Raw genomic sequence first — 16,239 nt, 5'->3', positions numbered from 1 at the left:
CTCGAACACGTCGGTCGCGTCGGTCGACGTTCCAGTCGACGCCGGTGGCACGGTCGTTAACATCGTCGGTTCCCCTTTCTTGTGGCGGATGCCGGCTCAGAGCGCGGCGAGCGCCTCTCGGAGCACCTTCAGCCATGCATCCGCTGTCGCTGGATCGGTGTAAGAACCGTGGTGGCCCGGGAAGGTGATGAACGGCACGCGAAGCTCGTCGGCGATACGGCGTGACGTGCGCCCGAACGGCAGGTCGAGGCTCAGCGCTCCAGCTCCCACCACGACCCTGACGCCGTTCTCAGTGATGGCGGCGAGATCAGGCGCGTAGTTCGTGAGGGGCAGCATCTGGTACTTCACGTAGAAGTCGGCGAAGTCGAACCCTGGTAAGGCGTCGGCCTTGGGGCGGATGGCGTCGACCTCGGCCTGCGTGAACGGCTTCCCCGCATTGAACGGGAGCTGGGAGAGCAGGAGAAAGTCCAGGAACGCCTGCTTCGGGCCCTCGGTCCACGCGGTTCGGTAGATCTCCGCGATCTTCCGCTGAAAAGTGTCGGCGTCCGGAAGCACCCGGATCACCGGCGGCTCGTGCACCACGAGCCCCTCCACGATGTCGGCGTAATTCTTCGCGAGCTCGAGGCCGACCTCAGCCCCCGCACTGTTTCCGAACACCAGTGCACGGTCGAACCCCGCAGCATGCACTACCTCGACGACGTCGCCGGCCTGCTGGCCGATCTCATACCGTCGCGGCGCACGGCCCGTGCTCCGTCCGAATCCGCGCGGGTCGTAGGTGATCACAGTGTGGTCGCTTGCCAGCGGGTCGGCAACCAGGCCGTAGGCGCTCGCGTCGCCCGGGGTTCCGGGCAGAAGCACGAGCGGAGCTCCGTGTCCGCGCACGTCGAAGACGAGATCGTCACCCTGTACGGCGACCTTGTCGGTGCGAATGCCACTCGTGACGGTGTCTTGGATGGTCATGATAGTTCTCCTTCTGTGTGAGATGAGCGGCGACCTCACGGCCGACCGTTCGTTCGTGCCCGGACCGGATTGAGCCGGGCTCGATATAACGATCCCGCTCAATTGCGCGCGTCGAACCCGGGAGACCCCCGGGTCGATACCCGGGTTTGGTGGTGCCCACTGTCAGGACATGGTTCACACATTTGGCACTGGTTCATATTTCAGGAACTTCGGACGGCCAGCCGTTACGGCAGAGCATCCGACCAGCACTTTTCCGGCGAGGAGTGCCAGTCAGTCTCATCCGTCACACAAAGTCCTGAATTATGAACACTGCGATTCTGCTAGACCGCCTGCTATAGGTCCAGCATCGCTGTCGTCACCTCATCGAAGTCCCACTCTTGGATCACGGTCGAGGTCCGTTCGAGCACAAGCAGTCGCGAGACGCGGATCTCGCTTGCAAGCGCTTCGCCGTTACCGACAGGGAAGAACGGGTCACGGCGACCATGCACGACCAGTGCGGGAATCACGATCTCGGAGAGACGCTCGAGCCAGCGCGGTTTGCGGTCGAGCCTGGCGAACACCGTACCCAGAAGCGAGCGTGGCGTTCTCATCGAAGCCCGGCGAGCTGGCCGGCGCATGACGGACGCTGCACAGGGTCCCGCAAGGGCCGAATTCACCCGAGCAGAAATGATCGACGGCCTTCGCGACCTTGTCGGCCGCCTGCGCGGAATCGCACAGCCAGCCGTCGCGCATCCAATATTGTCGGAGGCGCCACAAGACCGTGGCGACACTCCCGGACAGCGAAGCCTCCACAAAAACGGCCGCGTCTCAGCTTGGCCATCCGCCGAAGCCATGACCGTCAAGCACTACGTCCAGCGCGCGGCAGAATCCCCCGACATGTCCGCACTGCTCCAAAGATTCGACGCGGTGAGCTGAAATCGGACTGAGCCCTAACGAAGGAAACCGCCAAAAAGCCAGCTAGACAGGAAGCCGAAGAGAACTGCGCCAATCAGGAAGGCGACGCTATCCAGAAAGATGCGGTACACCTCCCGCCGACCGTCGCCCCGCTTATGCGCGCGAGCGTGTTTAGACATGAGCAAAATCATAGGCGGCAGGGTTTGATCGGATGCGGCCAAACCGTCCGCCTTCAGCCGGTAAAACTTGGGTAGCCCGAATTGAGATACATGGTGATCTTCTGCGGTCGGAAGTGCCACTGCTGCCGCAACCAGAGGATCTTCTCCACGACCTCCGCGTCCGTCGCCGTTGGAGAGTGGTGCGGGGCGCTGGAGCGGTCCTTCAGAGCGCTCGGGCATTGAGCCAGCGGCGGCAGCACTCGCCGGCGAGCGTGCGGCCTTGCTGCAAGCCACTGCGTGACATCCACCCCGCTACCGCGCGGCGGCTGCCGATTCGATGCCTGCAACGCGGGCGCCGGGGGCGGTATACGCCGCAATGAGTGTGGCGGCGACGAGGCGCCCCGCGTCTTGCCGCTCGATCGATCCGGCGGCGCAGTCGTCCGCCGCTCCGTGCATTAGCCGGTAACACACCGAGATGAGCCACTCCCGGGGCAGATCCCGGCGGAAAGTCCCGGCGGCCTGCCCGCGCGCTACCAGAGCGTCCAAACGACGAAAGTGCGCCGTGTGGTTGTCGAGCATGCTCTTCTCTGGCAGTTCGTCTCGGGCAGCCTCGCGAACAGCGTTGAAGCGATGGACGACCTCCCAGGTCGCGCCGACCAATCGAGTAAGAGCCTCCGCAGGATCACCGCTGAGGTCGACCGAGTCCAGGACCTCGCTGGATTGTGTGGTCACCCTTTCCAAGACCGCCTCGACCAGTTCTGCTCGCGTCTTGAAATGGCCGTAGAGGGTCATGCGTCCGACGCCTGCGGTCTCAGCAATCTGCGCGATCGTCGCCTGCGGATCGCTGCTCAGGCAGCGTTGAGCCGAGTCCAGGATTGCAGACACATTCCGTCGCGCGTCGGCACGCTGATCTCGCTTGACTGCCATCGCAACTCCTAATTTGTACATACACGTACGAGATAGTGTAGCCTGCGTATCTCAAGCACGAATGATCAACTTAGACGGGTTGCGGCGACGCATCCCGCCAACGCACCACGTTGTGGAGGAGAACATGAGCAGCGAACTCTCTCGGAGCGACCACGCCGGCGCGCGCCACGGGGACCCACCCGAGACGGTGGACGGCTTGAGCATGACCCGGCGAACGCAGACCGTTGCGGCGGCGAGCGCGATCTCCGGCGCAGTGCTCTTTCTTCTCGCGGTCATCGTCCATCCGGAGCGGGACGGCGTTCACATCGCCGAAGTCGGACCGCTCTACGGACTCACTCACGGCGTAGAGGCGATCGGGCTCATCCTGCAGATCATCGGCCTCGCCGGCCTCTTCTTTCCGAACGTGAGCCAGTTCCGACGCCGTGACCTGATCAACTTGTACTGTGCACTGCTTGGCACGATCTGGTACTTCGGGCTGATCGTAGTCGACGGGACACGTAACCCGGTCACGGCGAGATACGCGCCCAGCCTTGTACACACTGCGGCCGACCTCGACACCGGAACCGCCATTATCGTGCTCCCAGCCCTGGTGCTCTTCCCCCTCGGATACGTCCTGCTCGGAGTGATGCAAGCGCACTACGGCGCACGATGGATCGGCATCCTCATCGGCGTCGGGGCGGCTGTGTACACCACCGGAGGCCTAGCGATCTTCGGTTTGGGACCGGCATCGCCCGTGATCGAGATCCTTGAGATCGTCGGCGCTGTCCCGTACGCACTCGGGATCATCCTGATGGCCCGATTCTGGACCCGACGGTCGTCATCTCATCCCACCTCATCCCGAGAATTACTCACAGGAGAACACTCATGAACGATCACCCCGCCAAACCGCGCGCCCGAGTGCTGATCGTCGGCCGTAGCCCCAAAGTCCTGACTGACGCGGCGGACAAGCTCCGCGCAAAGGGATACTCCGCCGACGCGACCAACCAGTTCGATCAGGTGCTCACGGACTACGACACAACCGAACTCGACATTCTCGTCTTCGGGGGCATGGTCCCGCCCGACGTGAAGAAGCACCTGCGTGAACAGGTGGGCGAACGCAACCCTGATGTGACGTTCATCCAAGGACTCGCCGGAATCGCCGGAGTCATCGCCGCCCAAGTGGAGGCGGCCGATTCGGCGGGCGTCGCCGATCACGTCGTCTACGACTCTGCCCAACGAAAAGTAGAGCTCGCTCTTTCCGCTCCCAGCCAGGTCACGGTGGAAGCACTGTGGGCCACATCGTTCACACCGCCGGAACCGAAAAGCGCATCCGCGTTCCTCTGGAGTGGCCGCCTCGACGCCGGGCATCACACCATCCTCGTCCCGGACCGGATTCCCCCGGTGGCCTCCTTCGCCGTAGTCAGCGTTGGACCGACGGTTCGAGTCCTCACAATCGGCGCGATGCCGGCAGCCGTGACACGCATGGTTCCGGAAACGACCGACGACCGACGGCTTCCCAGCGTCCGCGCCGTGACCACTCACGGCAGCGCCCCAGAAAGCAGGACCCCGGGAAACGGGAAACTCGACTGACCCGTTGAGTACGTGCCCTAAGCCCAGGTCCGTGAACGAGCGACTGGCGGTGACGGTGGGCGGAGCGTTCGGCCCTTTTCACGTCGCGACGAATATGGCGGTATCGCTGGACCCCCTGGACGATTCGACGCCGCTCGAGCTCTGCCTCCCTCCGGGCGCAGGCGGTGACACCGTGCTGTGGACCGCCAGCCAGACATTCGTTACGGGCGACGTCGTGCTCTCTGGCGGGCGGAGGTACACCGCGAAATGGTGGACACGCGACAAGACGCAAGGCGATCCCAACGGCCCTTGGAGCCTCGACAGCTAGGGCGATGATCTCAGCGGGCGGAGGCACCGGGGCCGATCGGTCTTGGCGCCCCGCCCGCATTGGGTCCCTCATCGTGCCACAAGCGCATCCGCCTCGACCCTGCAGCCGCGCAGAACCGTTCGGCCGTTACGAGCGGATCGGACGCGTGACGCATTCTGGTGCCGTCGCGCTCCACCGCGAATCCATTGCTTTGGCTCGGAAACCGGGCAGCCCAGCGATGAAAAAGCCTGATCAAACCGCATATTACTGAAGTGCGCCCGGAGGGATTCGAACCCCCAACCTTCTGATCCGTAGTCAGATGCTCTATCCGTTGAGCTACGGGCGCGCTTTGCGTGTCAGGCGAGGCCTGGAACACACCGGCCGCGGGCGGTAACCGCTCGCAAGCCACGTTAGAGACTACATGATGGCGTCGAGCGCCGCCAATTGACGCTTGAGTGCGACCTGACGGTATGAGGTCTGCATGAGTTCGGCCAGTTCGACCCAATCGGTGTCGTCGCCGTCGAAATCGAGTGCGAGCCAACCGGCCGGCCCGTAGTAGGGCGGGACGAAGAAACGCGCGTCCTCGAGAAGGGCGAGGCGCTCCTCTGGATCGGGCTTGAAGACGACCGAATACGGCCGGTCCATGCTCGAACCCGCGACCGCGAACTGCTTCTTGCCTGCGCGGAAGGTCGGCCTCCCCCAGCCGAGTACCTCCACCGCTTCGGGGAACTGCAGGCACACAACTCGAAGGCGATCGACCAGCGGATCGTCAGGCTCGAACAGGAGCGGATGTTCCACTCGACTACGCGAACACCTCGTCGAGGAAGCAGACGAGCGCTCGCCAGCTGCGCGCATCCGCCACCGGCCGGTACCGGTCGGACCCCGGCACCGTGAACGCATGCGGCGCGCCGCTGTAACTCGTCACCTGCCAGTCGACGTGCGGTGCCGCACGCAGCTCATCTTTGAACGCACCGATCGCCTCGTCGGGAACCACCGGATCCGCGGCCCCGGTGAGGATCATCAGCGATGCCGCGATCGTGCCCGCATCACTGGGGTCGTGGGTGACGAGACCCCCGTGGAACGAGACCACACCGCGGGCGGGAGCGCCGGTGCGCGCGAACTCGAGCGCTGCGGTGCCTCCGAAGCAGTAGCCGACGACCGCCAGCCGCGCAGGGTCGACGGCCGGATGCTGCAACAGGTGCGTGAAGCCGGCGGCGACCCGGGCGCGCAGCAACGGCAGGTCGCGGTAGTACTTGCCCGCCTCGGCGGAAGCAGCCTCGCCTGTCGGCCGGACCCCCGCACCGTACAGGTCGGCCGCGAAGGCGACATAGCCGAGGCGCGCGAGCATCTGGGCGCGCATCCGAACGTTGTCGCCCACCCCTGTCCAGTCATGGAGGATGAGCACCGCCGGCCTGCGATCATCCGCCTGCGTGTCGCGGGCGAGGTACCCTTCGAGCGGCAGGCCCTCATGCTCGTACGCGATCTCTTCGGTCTCGATGAACGTATGCTCCCTCACCGGCACCTGCGCGAGCAGCGCTTCATGGACAGGCGAAAGGCTCGGAAAGTGCGACTCGATGGTCACGGTACCTCCACGGTTCTACGGCGTTCGACACGCTGCGGCCTGCTGTGGCGCTGCGGTATGCGGTGGAACCGAGGTGCGGGTCGGGTTTCCCACAGGGCCAACCATACTCTGGGCGAACGTTCGGGGCCACGCTCGGCGAACCGGACGTATTCTGGGCATATGGCGAAGGAATTCACGCATGAGCCGGATGCGAACCGCTACGCCGTGCACATCGACGGCGAGCTGGCAGGTGTGCTCGACTACTCCGTTCTGGGCAGCGCGATCTCGATGAGACGGGCGTACACGGCACCGCATTTCCGTGGTCACGGGCTCGCCGGCGAACTGGTCGCTTTCGCGGTCGACGACGTCGAAGCGACGACCGACTACCGCATCGTTCCGATGTGCTGGTACGTCGCCGAATGGTTCGAGAAGCATCCGGAGCGCAACGAGCTGTTGTCACGCCGGGCGAGCGCCTGACAGGTCTGGCGAGTCCGGCGCGCCGGGCGCCGACATCGCGGATGCCGTGCTGGTCCGGGCGAGCACCGCGAGCACGCCTGCCGCGATGACCCCCTGCCCGACGCAGTAGGTGAGCATCGTGAGCGTGTCGTGCGCCGGGATCACCAAGCCCGGAAGGAATCTGGATAGCGCGAGGATCGTGTCCGAGACGACGAAGACGGCAGCACCCGCGGCCACCCATCCCGAGACGCGCGTCGCCGCGGTCGCCATCGAGCCGAGCACGAGACCGTACAACACGACGGGTACCACAAGCGATCCCAGCCCGGGGATGAGCACCGCGAGGAACACGACGAACCAGACTGCGTAGACGATCGACCAGGCGCGGGGCCGGCCCAGCCCACCGACCCGGAGGAACAGCACCAGGTACGCGACGTGTGCGAGAAGGAACGACCCGAGGCCGACCACGAACCAGAGGTCGCCGGGCACCATGAGGGCCAGGTCGCCCAGCCAGGACAGGCCGATCGCGAGCAGCAGCAGTCCGGTGGGGAGGGTGAAACGGCGTCCGAGACGCGCGAGCACGACGGCGATGGCGAGCGCGGGCATCAAGAGCGGCTTCGTGACCTGGACCAGAGCATCCGCACCCGTCGCGATCGCAACCACCTGGATGACGCTGACAATGACGAACGGCGTGAAAGCCGGCACCGGCCGGATCGTGAGGCCGCGCGACCCGCTCAGGATTCGCCGCCGACGGCAGGCTCGCCGACGAAGGTGTGCGACTCGCGGGCGAGTTCCGACCAGAGCTGGCGGTCGCTCACGCGCACCCAGTCGCGGGTCGGGTGGCCGGCCGCGCGGAAGGGGGCGGCGACCCCGCGTGCTTTGAGGTCGTTCGCTCGTTCCTCGGGCAGCTCGACGACGAGGTCGTCCTCCTCGAGGAAGGCGAAGAGCCGGCCGCGCACGAGCAGTCCGTCGGCGGCGATGTCGACGTCGTAGTCTTCGTCTTCGGCGAGCTCGATCGTCAGGCTGTTGTAGTCCTGCGCTGCAGCATCCGTTGTCACGTCCCTGCCTTCCTCGTGCGTCGGTGTGCTCACGCTAGCAGCCCGTGCGCCCGCGCTCCCCTGTCGGCGCTCCCGTGCGTGCGCCGCGACTGCTGCGTTTCGTCACGTGTGCTGCTGCTCGCGCAGGGGGCGGACGTGACGAGACACCGCACTCACGGGCGGCAGGCATTGACAGACCGGCTCGCAGAGTTGGACACTCAGCTTTGTGAGTGTGAACGAGCTTGATGAGAACAAAGCCGTCGCAGAGGTGGTCGACCGACTTGCCGAGCGATTCCCGTCGATCCCGCGCAGTCGGATCGACGAGATCGTCCAGAGCGAGCGGCAGTCGCTGGAAGGCAAGCCGATCCGCGACTACATCCCCGTGCTCGTGGAGCACGGCGCGAAGGCTCGCCTCCGTGACGAAGTAGCGACGAGCGCCTGACGGTCCCGATCGCTGGACAGGATGCGCGCACCATCGCGGGCGTCCCGGTCGAGGTGCGCTGGGCGCCGGTCGAGCGCGACGACGCGCACCCTGACGCTGACGGCGCGCACGCTGACGCTGACGCATCACACCTGCTGACGGCGGCCGAGTTCGCGCGCTACGGCTCGCTCCGGCCGGAGCCGGCCCGCACCTTCCTCGCCGGCCGCCGCCTCCTGCGCGAGCTTGTCGCGTCGGTCGCCGGCGCTGACCCGGACGAGGTGGTCATCGAAGCCCGGTGCCCGTTCTGCGGCGGAGCCCACGGGCGTCCGGCCGTCCTCGCTCCCCCGGCGGCCACGAACCTCCGGCTCGGACTCGCACACTCCGACGGGCTCGTCGTCGCGGCAGCGGCGTGGGCGCCCGCGGTCGGCATCGACGTCGAGCGGTCGGATGCCGCACACACGCCCGAACGCGACCGTGCGATCGCGAGCGTGGCCGGAGCATCCGGGGGCGATCCCCTGCAGCACTGGACCCGCGTCGAAGCGGTCCTGAAGGCCGACGGCCGAGGACTCCGCGTCGATCCGCGCTCGGTGCGCGTCACCGACGACGGCGACGACGTCCGCGCCACGATCGACGGCTCAGACACCCGCTACACGCTCGAACCGCTCGACCTCGGCCCCGGTCACACCGCCAGCATCGCCGTCAGGACCTGACCTTCGTCGAGCGCGGCAGGCGCGGCAGCGCGGTCGCCACCAGCCAGTGCTCGAAGAACTTTCCGAGATCCTCCTCGGCATGCTCGTCGGCCAGTTCGCGGAAGTCGTCGGTCGTCGCAGTGCCGTGCCGACGCGCTGCAGTCCACGCGCGCAGCAGGGCGAAGAAGCGGTCGTCGCCGATCGTCAGCCGCAACGCATGCAGTGTGAGCGCGCCCCTCTTGTAGACGCGGTCGTCGAACATGAGCGCGGGCCCGGGATCGCCGACGACGATGTCCTGCGGCAGCGAACGGAGTCCCGCGTGGTACCGGCGCGCCAGCTCATCCGCCGTCTGTCCTCCCGAGTGCTCCGACCAGAGCCACTCGGAGTAGCAAGCGAAACCTTCGTTGAGCCAGATGTGCTTCCAGGCTGCGATCCCGACGCTGTTGCCGAACCATTGGTGCGCGAGTTCGTGCGCGATGAGCCGCTCGGAGCCACCCTCGCCATCCGCATGATTCGCACCGAAGATCGCGACACCCTGCGCTTCGAGCGGGATCTCGAGGTCATCCGCGGTGACGACGACGCTGTAGTCGGCGAACGGGTACGGCCCGAAGGACTCGATGAAGAAGCCCATCATCCGCTCGAGCGGGTCGAAGTCGGCCCGCACCCGCGCATCCACCTCCGGCGCGTACGCGATGACACCCGGAACGCCCGCGAGGTCGCGGGTCTCGGTGACATAGCGGCCGATCTGCACGGTCGCCAGGTAGGTCGACGTCGGCTCCGGCTGCTCGAACGACCAGGATCCGCGGCCGGCCGACACCGTGTGGTCGAACAGCACCCCGTTCGCGAGCACGGTGTACGCCTGCTCGCAGGTGACTCGGATGCGGTAGCTCGCCTTGTCCGCAGGGTGGTCGTTGCAGGGGAACCAGGTGGGCGCGCCCGACGGCTGCGACGCGACGATCACCCCATCGGTGAGCTCCTCCCACCCGACCTGACCCCAGTGACTGCGTCGTGGTGCCGGCGCACCGGCATAGTCGATCTCGACCGTGAACAGCTCGCCCAGGCCGATCGGCTCCTCCGGTGTCACGACCAGCTTCGTCGTCGTCTGGCTGAACCGGGTGCGCTTGCTGCCGTTGACGCGGACCCGGGATGCGCGAAGACGCACCAGATCGAGGGTGAACGACCGCAGCCCCTGAATGCTCATCGCCCGGATCACGGCTGTCGCGTCCAGCCGGTTGGTTGCGACCTTGTAGCGGAGGTCGAGGTCGTACGACTCGACGGAGTAGCCGCCGTTTCCCGACTGCGGAAGGTACGGGTCGCCGGCAGTCCTGGCGCCCGCGGGGATGGTTGGCATCAGGTCACCGTCGCGTGGTAGTCGGCGATGGTGACTTCACGCCACGGCCCGATCGGGTTGCCGCTCCAGCGGGTGCGTTCGGGCACGAACTCGCCACGCATCACGAGCGAAGCCGGACCGACCGTCGCGTGGGCGCCGATCCGGGCCGCGGGCAGGATGACGCTGTGCGGCCCGATGGTCGCTCCGGCATCGAGGATGACGGTATCCATGCTCATGATTCGATCATGGAAGAGGTGGGTTTGCACAACGCACCCGCGGTTGACGGTGGATGCGTCACCCAGTGTCACGAGGTCGGCTTCGGGAAGCCAGTAGCTGTCGCACCAGACGCCACGGCCGATCGAGGCGCCGAGGCTGCGCAGCCACCAGACGAGTGCGGGGGTGCCGGCCGCGGCCTGGGCGAACCAGGGTGCCGACACCATCTCGACGAACGTATCGGAGACTTCGCTGCGCCACACGAAGGACGACCAGAGCGGATGCTCGCCCACCCGGATGCGCCCCACCAGCAGCCACTTCCCCACGGTGCTCGCGCCGGCGGCGACCGCTCCGGCCGCGAGCATCACGACACCACTCAGGAGCACCGCCACGAGCGTCCCCCACGCCTCGACGAGCGCCGCCAGCGTGAACAGTACTCCGAGACCGACGGCGCACGTGACGAAGACGGGAATGATGCGGCACAACTCCCAAAGCGCGCGGGCGACCCGGAGATAGGTCGGGGGCGCGAACGTGCGGCTCTCGTCCGTGGATGCGGCCTGCCGCCTCAGGCGCACGGGCGGTGAGCCGAGCCACGACGAACCGGGCTTCGACTTGCGGGGGGCCGCCGAGAGCACGGCCACCAGACCGTCGCGAGGCACGCGGTGGCCGGCCCCGGCCATCCCGGAATTGCCGAGGAACGCGCGGGCTCCGATCTCCGCCCGGGCGATCCGTACCCGACCGCCGCCGAGTTCGTAGGACGCGACCAGGGTGTCGTCGGCGAGGAAGGCGCCGTCGCGGATGGTGGTCATGCTCGGCAGCAGCAGGACCGTCGACGCCTCGACGTCACGACCGACCGTAGCTCCGAGCATCCGAAGCCAGACCGGCGTGAACAGGCTCGAGTAGAGGGGGAACAGCAGCGTTCGCGCCATGTCGAGCAGGCGTTCGATCGTCCACACCTGCCAGCCGACCCGGCCACGAACCGGGAAGACGCCCTCGGCGACCCCGAGGGAGAACAGGCGGACGAGGACGACGACCAGGCCGCCGAGGATCACCCCGGCCACGAGCGTCGCCGGGATCAGGGCGGCGAGGGACCGCCAGGCGACGTCGCCGAGAGTCGGGGCATCGCGGATGAAGAAGGCGACGATCACGCCGGCCGCGGCGAACGCGACGATCGGAAGCAGCGAGAGGATGATCGCAGACGCCCCGTACCCGACCAGCCAGCGGGTGCGCAGTGGCGGCCGCACCGGATCCCACCACTGGTCGGCCTTGCCGACGCGGACGGCCGGCGAACCGGCCCACACCTGCCCCGCGGGAACGCGGCCGAACACCGAGGAGCCCGGCGTGATCGCGGCATTCTTGCCTATCCGGGTTCCCGGAAGCAGCGTGCTGCGCGCACCGATCGTGCTGTTCGCGCCGATCCGGACCGCCCCGATGCGGAGCGTGTCTCCATCGATCCAGTAGCCGGACAGGTCCACCTCGGGTTCGATCGCGGCTCCAGTGCCGATGCGCAGCATACCCGTCACCGGAGGCAGGGAGTGCAGGTCGACCTCCGGCGCGATCCTGGCACCGAGCGCCCGCGCGTAGTACGAGATCCACGGGGCCCCGGCGAGGCTGACCGCGCCGACCTGGTGCGCGACCTGCTCGGCTAGCCACAGGCGCAGGTGCACTCCTCCCCCGCGCGGGTAGTCCCCGGCGCTGACGCCCGACAACAACAGCCGCGCGCAGACCACTGAGATCGCCATGCGCCCGAACGGGGTGGCGAAGATGATCAGGCCGACGATGAGGAACCAGACGTTCGCGGTGGGCAGGGCGTCGAAAGCGCCGAACCAGTGGAGGATCGTGCTCGCCGTGAGCAGATAGAGGAGCCACCGAAAGCCGCTCAGGACGAACAGGGGGACGCCCAGGACCGTCTGAAGCCATTGCATCCGTCGCGGTGTCGGCGGCACGATGTGCGTGGATTCGCCCGCCGAACGATCGCCGATGCGGGACGCGACCTCCTCCGCCATTGCCCCGAGCCGCGGATGCGCGTAGATGTCGGCGACCGTGAACTCCGGATCGCGCTGCCGGATGCGCGCCACGAGCTGCGCGGCGGCGAGCGACCCTCCGCCGAGGTCGAAGAAGTTGTCCGCGGCATTCGACACCGGCAGGCCGAGGACCGCCTGCCAGTGGGCGGCGAGTTCGCGCAGCCCGGGGTCGAGGTCGGCCTCGCCGGGATCCAGGTCGGGCAGGGGCCACGGGAGTGCCGCCCGGTCGACCTTGCCCGAGGTGCGCGTCGGCAGGTCGCCGACGACCGCGAGCAGTGGGACCAGTGCTGCGGGCAACTCCTCGCGCAGCCGGATCAGGGCGGAGCCGCGATCGAACGCGGCCGGGTCACTCACGGCGAGGTAGCCGACGAGCACCTGGTTGCCCGCATCCGTCTTCCGCACCGCAGCCGCAGCACCGGACACCCCCGGCAGGTTCTGCAGTGCCGACTCGATCTCGCCCAGCTCGATGCGTCTGCCCCCGACCTTCACCTGGTCGTCGGCCCGGCCCTGGAAGAGCAGCCCCGCGGGATCGAAGCGTACGAGGTCGCCGCTGCGGTAGGCGCGATCCCAGCCGAGAGAGGGGAACGGCGCGTACTTCTCCGCATCCTTCGCCGGGTCGAGGTACCGGGCCAGCCCCACGCCGCCGATGATCAGTTCGCCCGGTTCGCCCACCGCGACGGGGTTGCCGGCGGAATCGACGACGGCGAGAATCCAGCCGTCGAGCGGAAGACCGATCCGCACCGGTTCACCGGACTGCACGAGGGCGGCGCACGCGACGACGGTCGCCTCGGTCGGGCCGTACGTGTTCCACACTTCGCGGCCGTCGACCGCGAGACGATCGACGAGTTCGGGCGGGCACGCCTCGCCGCCGAAGATCAGCAGCCGGACGTTCTCGAGCGACTCGGCCGGCCACAACGCCGCAAGCGTCGGGACCGTCGAGACGATCGTGATGCCGTGGGTCGTCAGCCAGGGACCGAGATCCATGCCGCTGCGCACCAGCGAACGCGGGGCCGGCACCAGGCAGGCGCCGTGGCGCCAGGCGAGCCACATCTCCTCGCACGACGCGTCGAACGCGACGGAGAGGCCGGCGAGCACCCGGTCGCCGGGACCGATCGGCTCGCCCTGCAGGAACAAACGCGCCTCGGCGTCGACGAACGCGGCGGCGGAGCGGTGCGACACCGCGACACCCTTCGGGGTTCCGGTCGAGCCGGACGTGAAGATGATCCAGGCGTCGTCCTGCGGCGTCGGCGGGGTGACGATGGCGTTCACAGCCGTGCTCGGATGCGGTGGCGCGCCGGCGAACAGCGCGACATCCTCGTCCTCTGCCGGTGCGCCCACCTCATCCTCGTGCGCCGTCGGCACGTAGTCGCCGTCGCCCGAGATCACACCCCGGACCTGTGCTTCGCCGAAGACGAGGTCGGCTCGTTCCTGCGGGTCGTCGGCATCCACCGGGACGTAGGCGGCACCCGCCGCCAGCACCGCGAGGATCGAGATGTACAGTTCGCGTGACCCGGACGGCATCCGGATTCCGACACGATCACCCCGGTGCACACCGGCCAGGTTCAGTCGGGCCGCCGTCGCGACCACGCGAGCCATCAGCTCGCGATAGCTGAGCGCCCCGCGGCCGTCCTCAAGCGCGGACGCCTCGGGATACGCTGCCGTCGTGGCGCGGAAGATGTCGAGGAGCGTGCGGGGTGCCGGCGCTTCGTCACTGCGGTCGAGGATCCCGTCGGATGGTTCGGTCACGTCTCAACTCCGGTCGATCACTCGCGGCTGCCCTGGACTCGCGCCCGCTGCACGAAGCTAGCTGTGCCGGGTTGCCGCGGGGTGAACGGACGTCACTCGTCCATGCTGGACAGCAGGTCGACCAGCCCCGCTTTGCTCAGCGACCAGTACCCGGTGCGGCCCTCCGACTTGGCGCGGTCGCGGAGCTGGCGGACGGTGAGTGCTTCGACCGGGGGCGGCGCCGCGGGGGCCGGGCTGGATGCGGGTGCCGGCGTGGACCGCGCCGCTGTCGAGGCTTTCTTGGTCTTGGAACGCACCGGCTTCGCGGGAACCTCCTTCACCAGTTTCGGGGCAGTGGATGCTTTCGCTCTGCTTGCTGCGGCCTTCGGCTTCGCGGAAGAGGGCTTCGGCTTGGCGGCCGACGAGGCTTTCGGCCTCGAGGTTGTCGCGTTCGATCGCGCGGATGCGGATGCCCCCCTCGCGGAAGAGGACTTCGGCTTCGCCGACGACGCCTTGGCCTTCGCCGCGGAGGACGCGGATTTCGCTGCCACGCCCGCGGACCCAGCCTCGATGGCCTTCGCCTTCCCCTTGGACGGGGACGAGACGGATTTCACGGCTGATGCGGCCTTCCCCTGCACGGACCGGGCGGATGCGGCGAGCGCATCCGTCGCCGCTTTCGACTTCTTCGCGATCTTCGCCGTCGCCGCCTTCGACGCCTTGGCGACCTTCTCGGTGGCCTCCTTAGACGTCTCGGCCACCTTGTCCGTGGCCTCCCTTGAGGTCTCGGCGACTTTCTCGGTAGCCGCCTTCGACGTCTCCGCCACCTTGTCGGTTGCGGCCTTCGACGCCTTCGCAACGGTCCCGCGCGCCTCTTTCGCGGCCGCGAGCGCCCGCTTCTGAAGCGCCTCCAGGCTCGCCGCGAGTTCTTCGACCCGCCTGCGCGCCTGCTTGTCGAGGTCCTTGGCGGCTTTGCGGGCATCCTCGACCGCGGCCTTCGCCTTCGCGAACGCCTCGTCCGCCGCTTTCTCGAGCTTGCTCTTCTTCGCCATGATGTCCTCTCGGATCGGGCGCCGCAGCACCGCAGCACCGCCAGTTTGGCACTGCGCGCCCCGTTACGTCACCTGATTGCGTCCGCGCGAGTCGTTCGGACCCTCCTGCCCGCAAAAGGGTCAGGTTCCGCTAGTGCCAATCGCGGACATTAGCCGAAGCCGGCCCCTGTGCGACGGATGGACTCATGCAGTGGGCGGAAGCGGATTCGATCGGGCTCGCGAGGCGGCGACCGCGAACGCGCCGGTGCCGAGTGCCGTCGCGCCGCAGACGATCCAGAGCATCCACTCACCCGTGAAGATCGCGAAGGCGGCGGAGACGATGGCGCCCAGAGCGAGAACGCTCGAGCACGCCACCAGCAGCGCAGAGCTCACCTGCGTCGGGGCTGAGCCGGGCTCCACGCGAGGCCAGATGACGATCATCGCGGTCGCGAGAGGTCCGATCAGCAGCGAGATCACGAACCAGTTCCAGCGTGACCGATTCTTCTGCTCCGCGAGACCGGCATTCACCAGCGCGAGTGCGAGCCATCCCCATCCGGTGGTGCCGTCCATCCTTCGACCTTATCGAGGGTCAGCGCGCTTCGCCGCTCCGTTCAGGAGTAGCGCGCGACGACCGCCGCGGACACCTGCGCTATCAGGTCGTACGGGATCGGCCGCGCATACGGGAAGTTCGCCGAGTCCTTCGCGGCACGGTACGGCGCGATCGCCTCCTCGAGTTCGCCCTCCAGGGGCGGCACCGGGTAAATACCGACATGGTTCTTCCACCCCGCGAAGTGGATGGCGTGCGTCGGGTCGATCATGACGGCCGCAATGTTGTAGCGGATCTTCTCCTGCGCATCCGGGACCGCCGACCGGATGGCCTCCCTCACCCGCTGCAGGATCTCCTGCACTTCGGGCGGGAACGATGCGATGTATTCGTCGACGGTCGCGAAGGTCGGTGCCATAA

General features: G+C 67.5%; 18 protein-coding genes and 1 tRNA gene. 6 read left to right on the top strand and 13 right to left on the bottom strand.

Annotated elements, in window-relative coordinates; all coding sequences use genetic code 11:
• Positions 1 to 96 precede the first annotated feature (96 nt).
• The 3 genes from AAYO93_RS01455 to AAYO93_RS01445 form a co-directional block, all read right to left on the bottom strand.
• Positions 97 to 960: an alpha/beta hydrolase gene (locus AAYO93_RS01455; RefSeq protein ID WP_345763253.1), complete on the bottom strand. Its 864-nt coding sequence runs from the start codon at positions 958 to 960 to the stop codon at positions 97 to 99.
• 332 nt (positions 961 to 1,292) lie between these two features.
• Positions 1,293 to 1,550, bottom strand: coding sequence for an alpha/beta fold hydrolase (locus AAYO93_RS01450; RefSeq protein WP_345763252.1), 258 nt, complete (start codon positions 1,548 to 1,550; stop codon positions 1,293 to 1,295).
• Between the two features lie 774 nt (positions 1,551 to 2,324).
• On the bottom strand, positions 2,325 to 2,939 hold the full coding sequence (locus AAYO93_RS01445; protein ID WP_345763251.1) for a TetR/AcrR family transcriptional regulator: 615 nt from the start codon (positions 2,937 to 2,939) through the stop codon (positions 2,325 to 2,327).
• 124 nt (positions 2,940 to 3,063) lie between these two features.
• On the opposite strand from AAYO93_RS01445, the gene AAYO93_RS01440 reads away from it, so the two are divergent.
• From AAYO93_RS01440 to AAYO93_RS01430, 3 genes are read left to right on the top strand one after another with little or no spacing between them, the layout of a single operon-like run.
• Positions 3,064 to 3,807, top strand: coding sequence for a hypothetical protein (locus tag AAYO93_RS01440; protein ID WP_345763250.1), 744 nt, complete (start codon positions 3,064 to 3,066; stop codon positions 3,805 to 3,807).
• A complete protein-coding gene (locus AAYO93_RS01435) occupies positions 3,804 to 4,508 on the top strand; it encodes a hypothetical protein (RefSeq protein ID WP_345763249.1) in 705 nt (234 codons plus the stop codon). The genes AAYO93_RS01440 and AAYO93_RS01435 overlap by 4 nt, the downstream gene beginning before the upstream one ends.
• Before the next feature lie 31 nt (positions 4,509 to 4,539).
• Positions 4,540 to 4,815 (top strand): carbohydrate-binding protein, encoded by a 276-nt coding sequence (locus AAYO93_RS01430; protein WP_345763248.1) that lies wholly within the window; start codon positions 4,540 to 4,542, stop codon positions 4,813 to 4,815.
• 252 nt (positions 4,816 to 5,067) lie between these two features.
• Here the strand turns inward: AAYO93_RS01430 and AAYO93_RS01425 are convergent.
• The 3 genes from AAYO93_RS01425 to AAYO93_RS01415 form a co-directional block, all read right to left on the bottom strand.
• Positions 5,068 to 5,140, bottom strand: a tRNA-Arg gene (locus AAYO93_RS01425).
• 71 nt (positions 5,141 to 5,211) lie between these two features.
• Positions 5,212 to 5,592, bottom strand: a complete 381-nt coding sequence (locus AAYO93_RS01420; RefSeq protein WP_345763247.1) for an MmcQ/YjbR family DNA-binding protein — start codon at positions 5,590 to 5,592, stop codon at positions 5,212 to 5,214.
• Between the two features lie 4 nt (positions 5,593 to 5,596).
• Positions 5,597 to 6,376 carry a dienelactone hydrolase family protein gene (locus AAYO93_RS01415; protein ID WP_345763246.1) on the bottom strand — a complete coding sequence of 260 codons (780 nt, stop codon included), beginning with the start codon at positions 6,374 to 6,376 and terminating at the stop codon, positions 5,597 to 5,599.
• A gap of 159 nt (positions 6,377 to 6,535) precedes the next feature.
• Between AAYO93_RS01415 and AAYO93_RS01410 the strand changes: the two genes are divergently transcribed.
• On the top strand, positions 6,536 to 6,832 hold the full coding sequence (locus tag AAYO93_RS01410; RefSeq protein WP_345763245.1) for a GNAT family N-acetyltransferase: 297 nt from the start codon (positions 6,536 to 6,538) through the stop codon (positions 6,830 to 6,832).
• Here the strand turns inward: AAYO93_RS01410 and AAYO93_RS01405 are convergent.
• Together AAYO93_RS01405 and AAYO93_RS01400 are read right to left on the bottom strand one after the other, a co-directional pair.
• Complete coding sequence (locus tag AAYO93_RS01405; RefSeq protein ID WP_345763244.1) at positions 6,812 to 7,513, bottom strand: lysoplasmalogenase; 702 nt, start codon at positions 7,511 to 7,513, stop codon at positions 6,812 to 6,814. The two genes, AAYO93_RS01410 and AAYO93_RS01405, sit on opposite strands and share 21 nt — an antisense overlap.
• Before the next feature lie 29 nt (positions 7,514 to 7,542).
• Positions 7,543 to 7,899, bottom strand: a complete 357-nt coding sequence (locus AAYO93_RS01400) for a hypothetical protein (RefSeq protein ID WP_345763243.1) — start codon at positions 7,897 to 7,899, stop codon at positions 7,543 to 7,545.
• Positions 7,900 to 8,071: 172 nt separating this feature from the next.
• On the opposite strand from AAYO93_RS01400, the gene AAYO93_RS01395 reads away from it, so the two are divergent.
• Together AAYO93_RS01395 and AAYO93_RS01390 are read left to right on the top strand one after the other, a co-directional pair.
• Positions 8,072 to 8,287 carry a three-helix bundle dimerization domain-containing protein gene (locus tag AAYO93_RS01395; RefSeq protein WP_345763242.1) on the top strand — a complete coding sequence of 72 codons (216 nt, stop codon included), beginning with the start codon at positions 8,072 to 8,074 and terminating at the stop codon, positions 8,285 to 8,287.
• 53 nt (positions 8,288 to 8,340) lie between these two features.
• Positions 8,341 to 8,976 (top strand): 4'-phosphopantetheinyl transferase family protein, encoded by a 636-nt coding sequence (locus AAYO93_RS01390; RefSeq protein WP_345763241.1) that lies wholly within the window; start codon positions 8,341 to 8,343, stop codon positions 8,974 to 8,976.
• Here AAYO93_RS01390 and AAYO93_RS01385 read toward each other — a convergent pair.
• The 5 genes from AAYO93_RS01385 to AAYO93_RS01365 all read right to left on the bottom strand — a co-directional run bounded on the left by AAYO93_RS01385 (position 8,966) and on the right by AAYO93_RS01365 (position 16,237).
• Positions 8,966 to 10,306 (bottom strand): M1 family metallopeptidase, encoded by a 1,341-nt coding sequence (locus AAYO93_RS01385; RefSeq protein WP_345763240.1) that lies wholly within the window; start codon positions 10,304 to 10,306, stop codon positions 8,966 to 8,968. The genes AAYO93_RS01390 and AAYO93_RS01385 overlap by 11 nt on opposite strands.
• Positions 10,306 to 14,268: a Pls/PosA family non-ribosomal peptide synthetase gene (locus AAYO93_RS01380; RefSeq protein WP_345763239.1), complete on the bottom strand. Its 3,963-nt coding sequence runs from the start codon at positions 14,266 to 14,268 to the stop codon at positions 10,306 to 10,308. Before AAYO93_RS01380 ends, AAYO93_RS01385 begins: the two co-directional genes overlap by 1 nt.
• Before the next feature lie 92 nt (positions 14,269 to 14,360).
• Positions 14,361 to 15,296, bottom strand: coding sequence for a hypothetical protein (locus tag AAYO93_RS01375; RefSeq protein WP_345763238.1), 936 nt, complete (start codon positions 15,294 to 15,296; stop codon positions 14,361 to 14,363).
• 183 nt (positions 15,297 to 15,479) lie between these two features.
• Positions 15,480 to 15,845, bottom strand: a complete 366-nt coding sequence (locus tag AAYO93_RS01370; RefSeq protein ID WP_345763237.1) for a hypothetical protein — start codon at positions 15,843 to 15,845, stop codon at positions 15,480 to 15,482.
• Between the two features lie 41 nt (positions 15,846 to 15,886).
• Positions 15,887 to 16,237, bottom strand: a complete 351-nt coding sequence (locus tag AAYO93_RS01365; protein ID WP_345763236.1) for an iron chaperone — start codon at positions 16,235 to 16,237, stop codon at positions 15,887 to 15,889.
• Between the last annotated feature and the right edge of the window lie 2 nt (positions 16,238 to 16,239).

It is taken from the genome of Diaminobutyricibacter sp. McL0608, from assembly GCF_039613825.1.
Lineage (GTDB): Bacteria > Actinomycetota > Actinomycetes > Actinomycetales > Microbacteriaceae > Diaminobutyricibacter.
This window is presented reverse-complemented; position numbering and strand designations above follow the sequence as displayed.

Bases quoted from the DNA above. Each gene is read 5' to 3' on its own strand.
- AAYO93_RS01440 (WP_345763250.1), top strand. From the start codon at position 3,064: ATGAGCAGCGAACTCTCTCGGAGCGACCACGCCGGCGCGCGCCACGGG.
- AAYO93_RS01385 (WP_345763240.1), bottom strand. From the start codon at position 10,306: ATGCCAACCATCCCCGCGGGCGCCAGGACTGCCGGCGACCCGTACCTT.
- AAYO93_RS01375 (WP_345763238.1), bottom strand. From the start codon at position 15,296: ATGGCGAAGAAGAGCAAGCTCGAGAAAGCGGCGGACGAGGCGTTCGCG.
- AAYO93_RS01455 (WP_345763253.1), bottom strand. From the start codon at position 960: ATGACCATCCAAGACACCGTCACGAGTGGCATTCGCACCGACAAGGTC.
- AAYO93_RS01445 (WP_345763251.1), bottom strand. From the start codon at position 2,939: ATGGCAGTCAAGCGAGATCAGCGTGCCGACGCGCGACGGAATGTGTCT.
- AAYO93_RS01410 (WP_345763245.1), top strand. From the start codon at position 6,536: ATGGCGAAGGAATTCACGCATGAGCCGGATGCGAACCGCTACGCCGTG.
- AAYO93_RS01370 (WP_345763237.1), bottom strand. From the start codon at position 15,845: ATGGACGGCACCACCGGATGGGGATGGCTCGCACTCGCGCTGGTGAAT.
- AAYO93_RS01365 (WP_345763236.1), bottom strand. From the start codon at position 16,237: ATGGCACCGACCTTCGCGACCGTCGACGAATACATCGCATCGTTCCCG.
- AAYO93_RS01435 (WP_345763249.1), top strand. From the start codon at position 3,804: ATGAACGATCACCCCGCCAAACCGCGCGCCCGAGTGCTGATCGTCGGC.
- AAYO93_RS01450 (WP_345763252.1), bottom strand. From the start codon at position 1,550: ATGAGAACGCCACGCTCGCTTCTGGGTACGGTGTTCGCCAGGCTCGAC.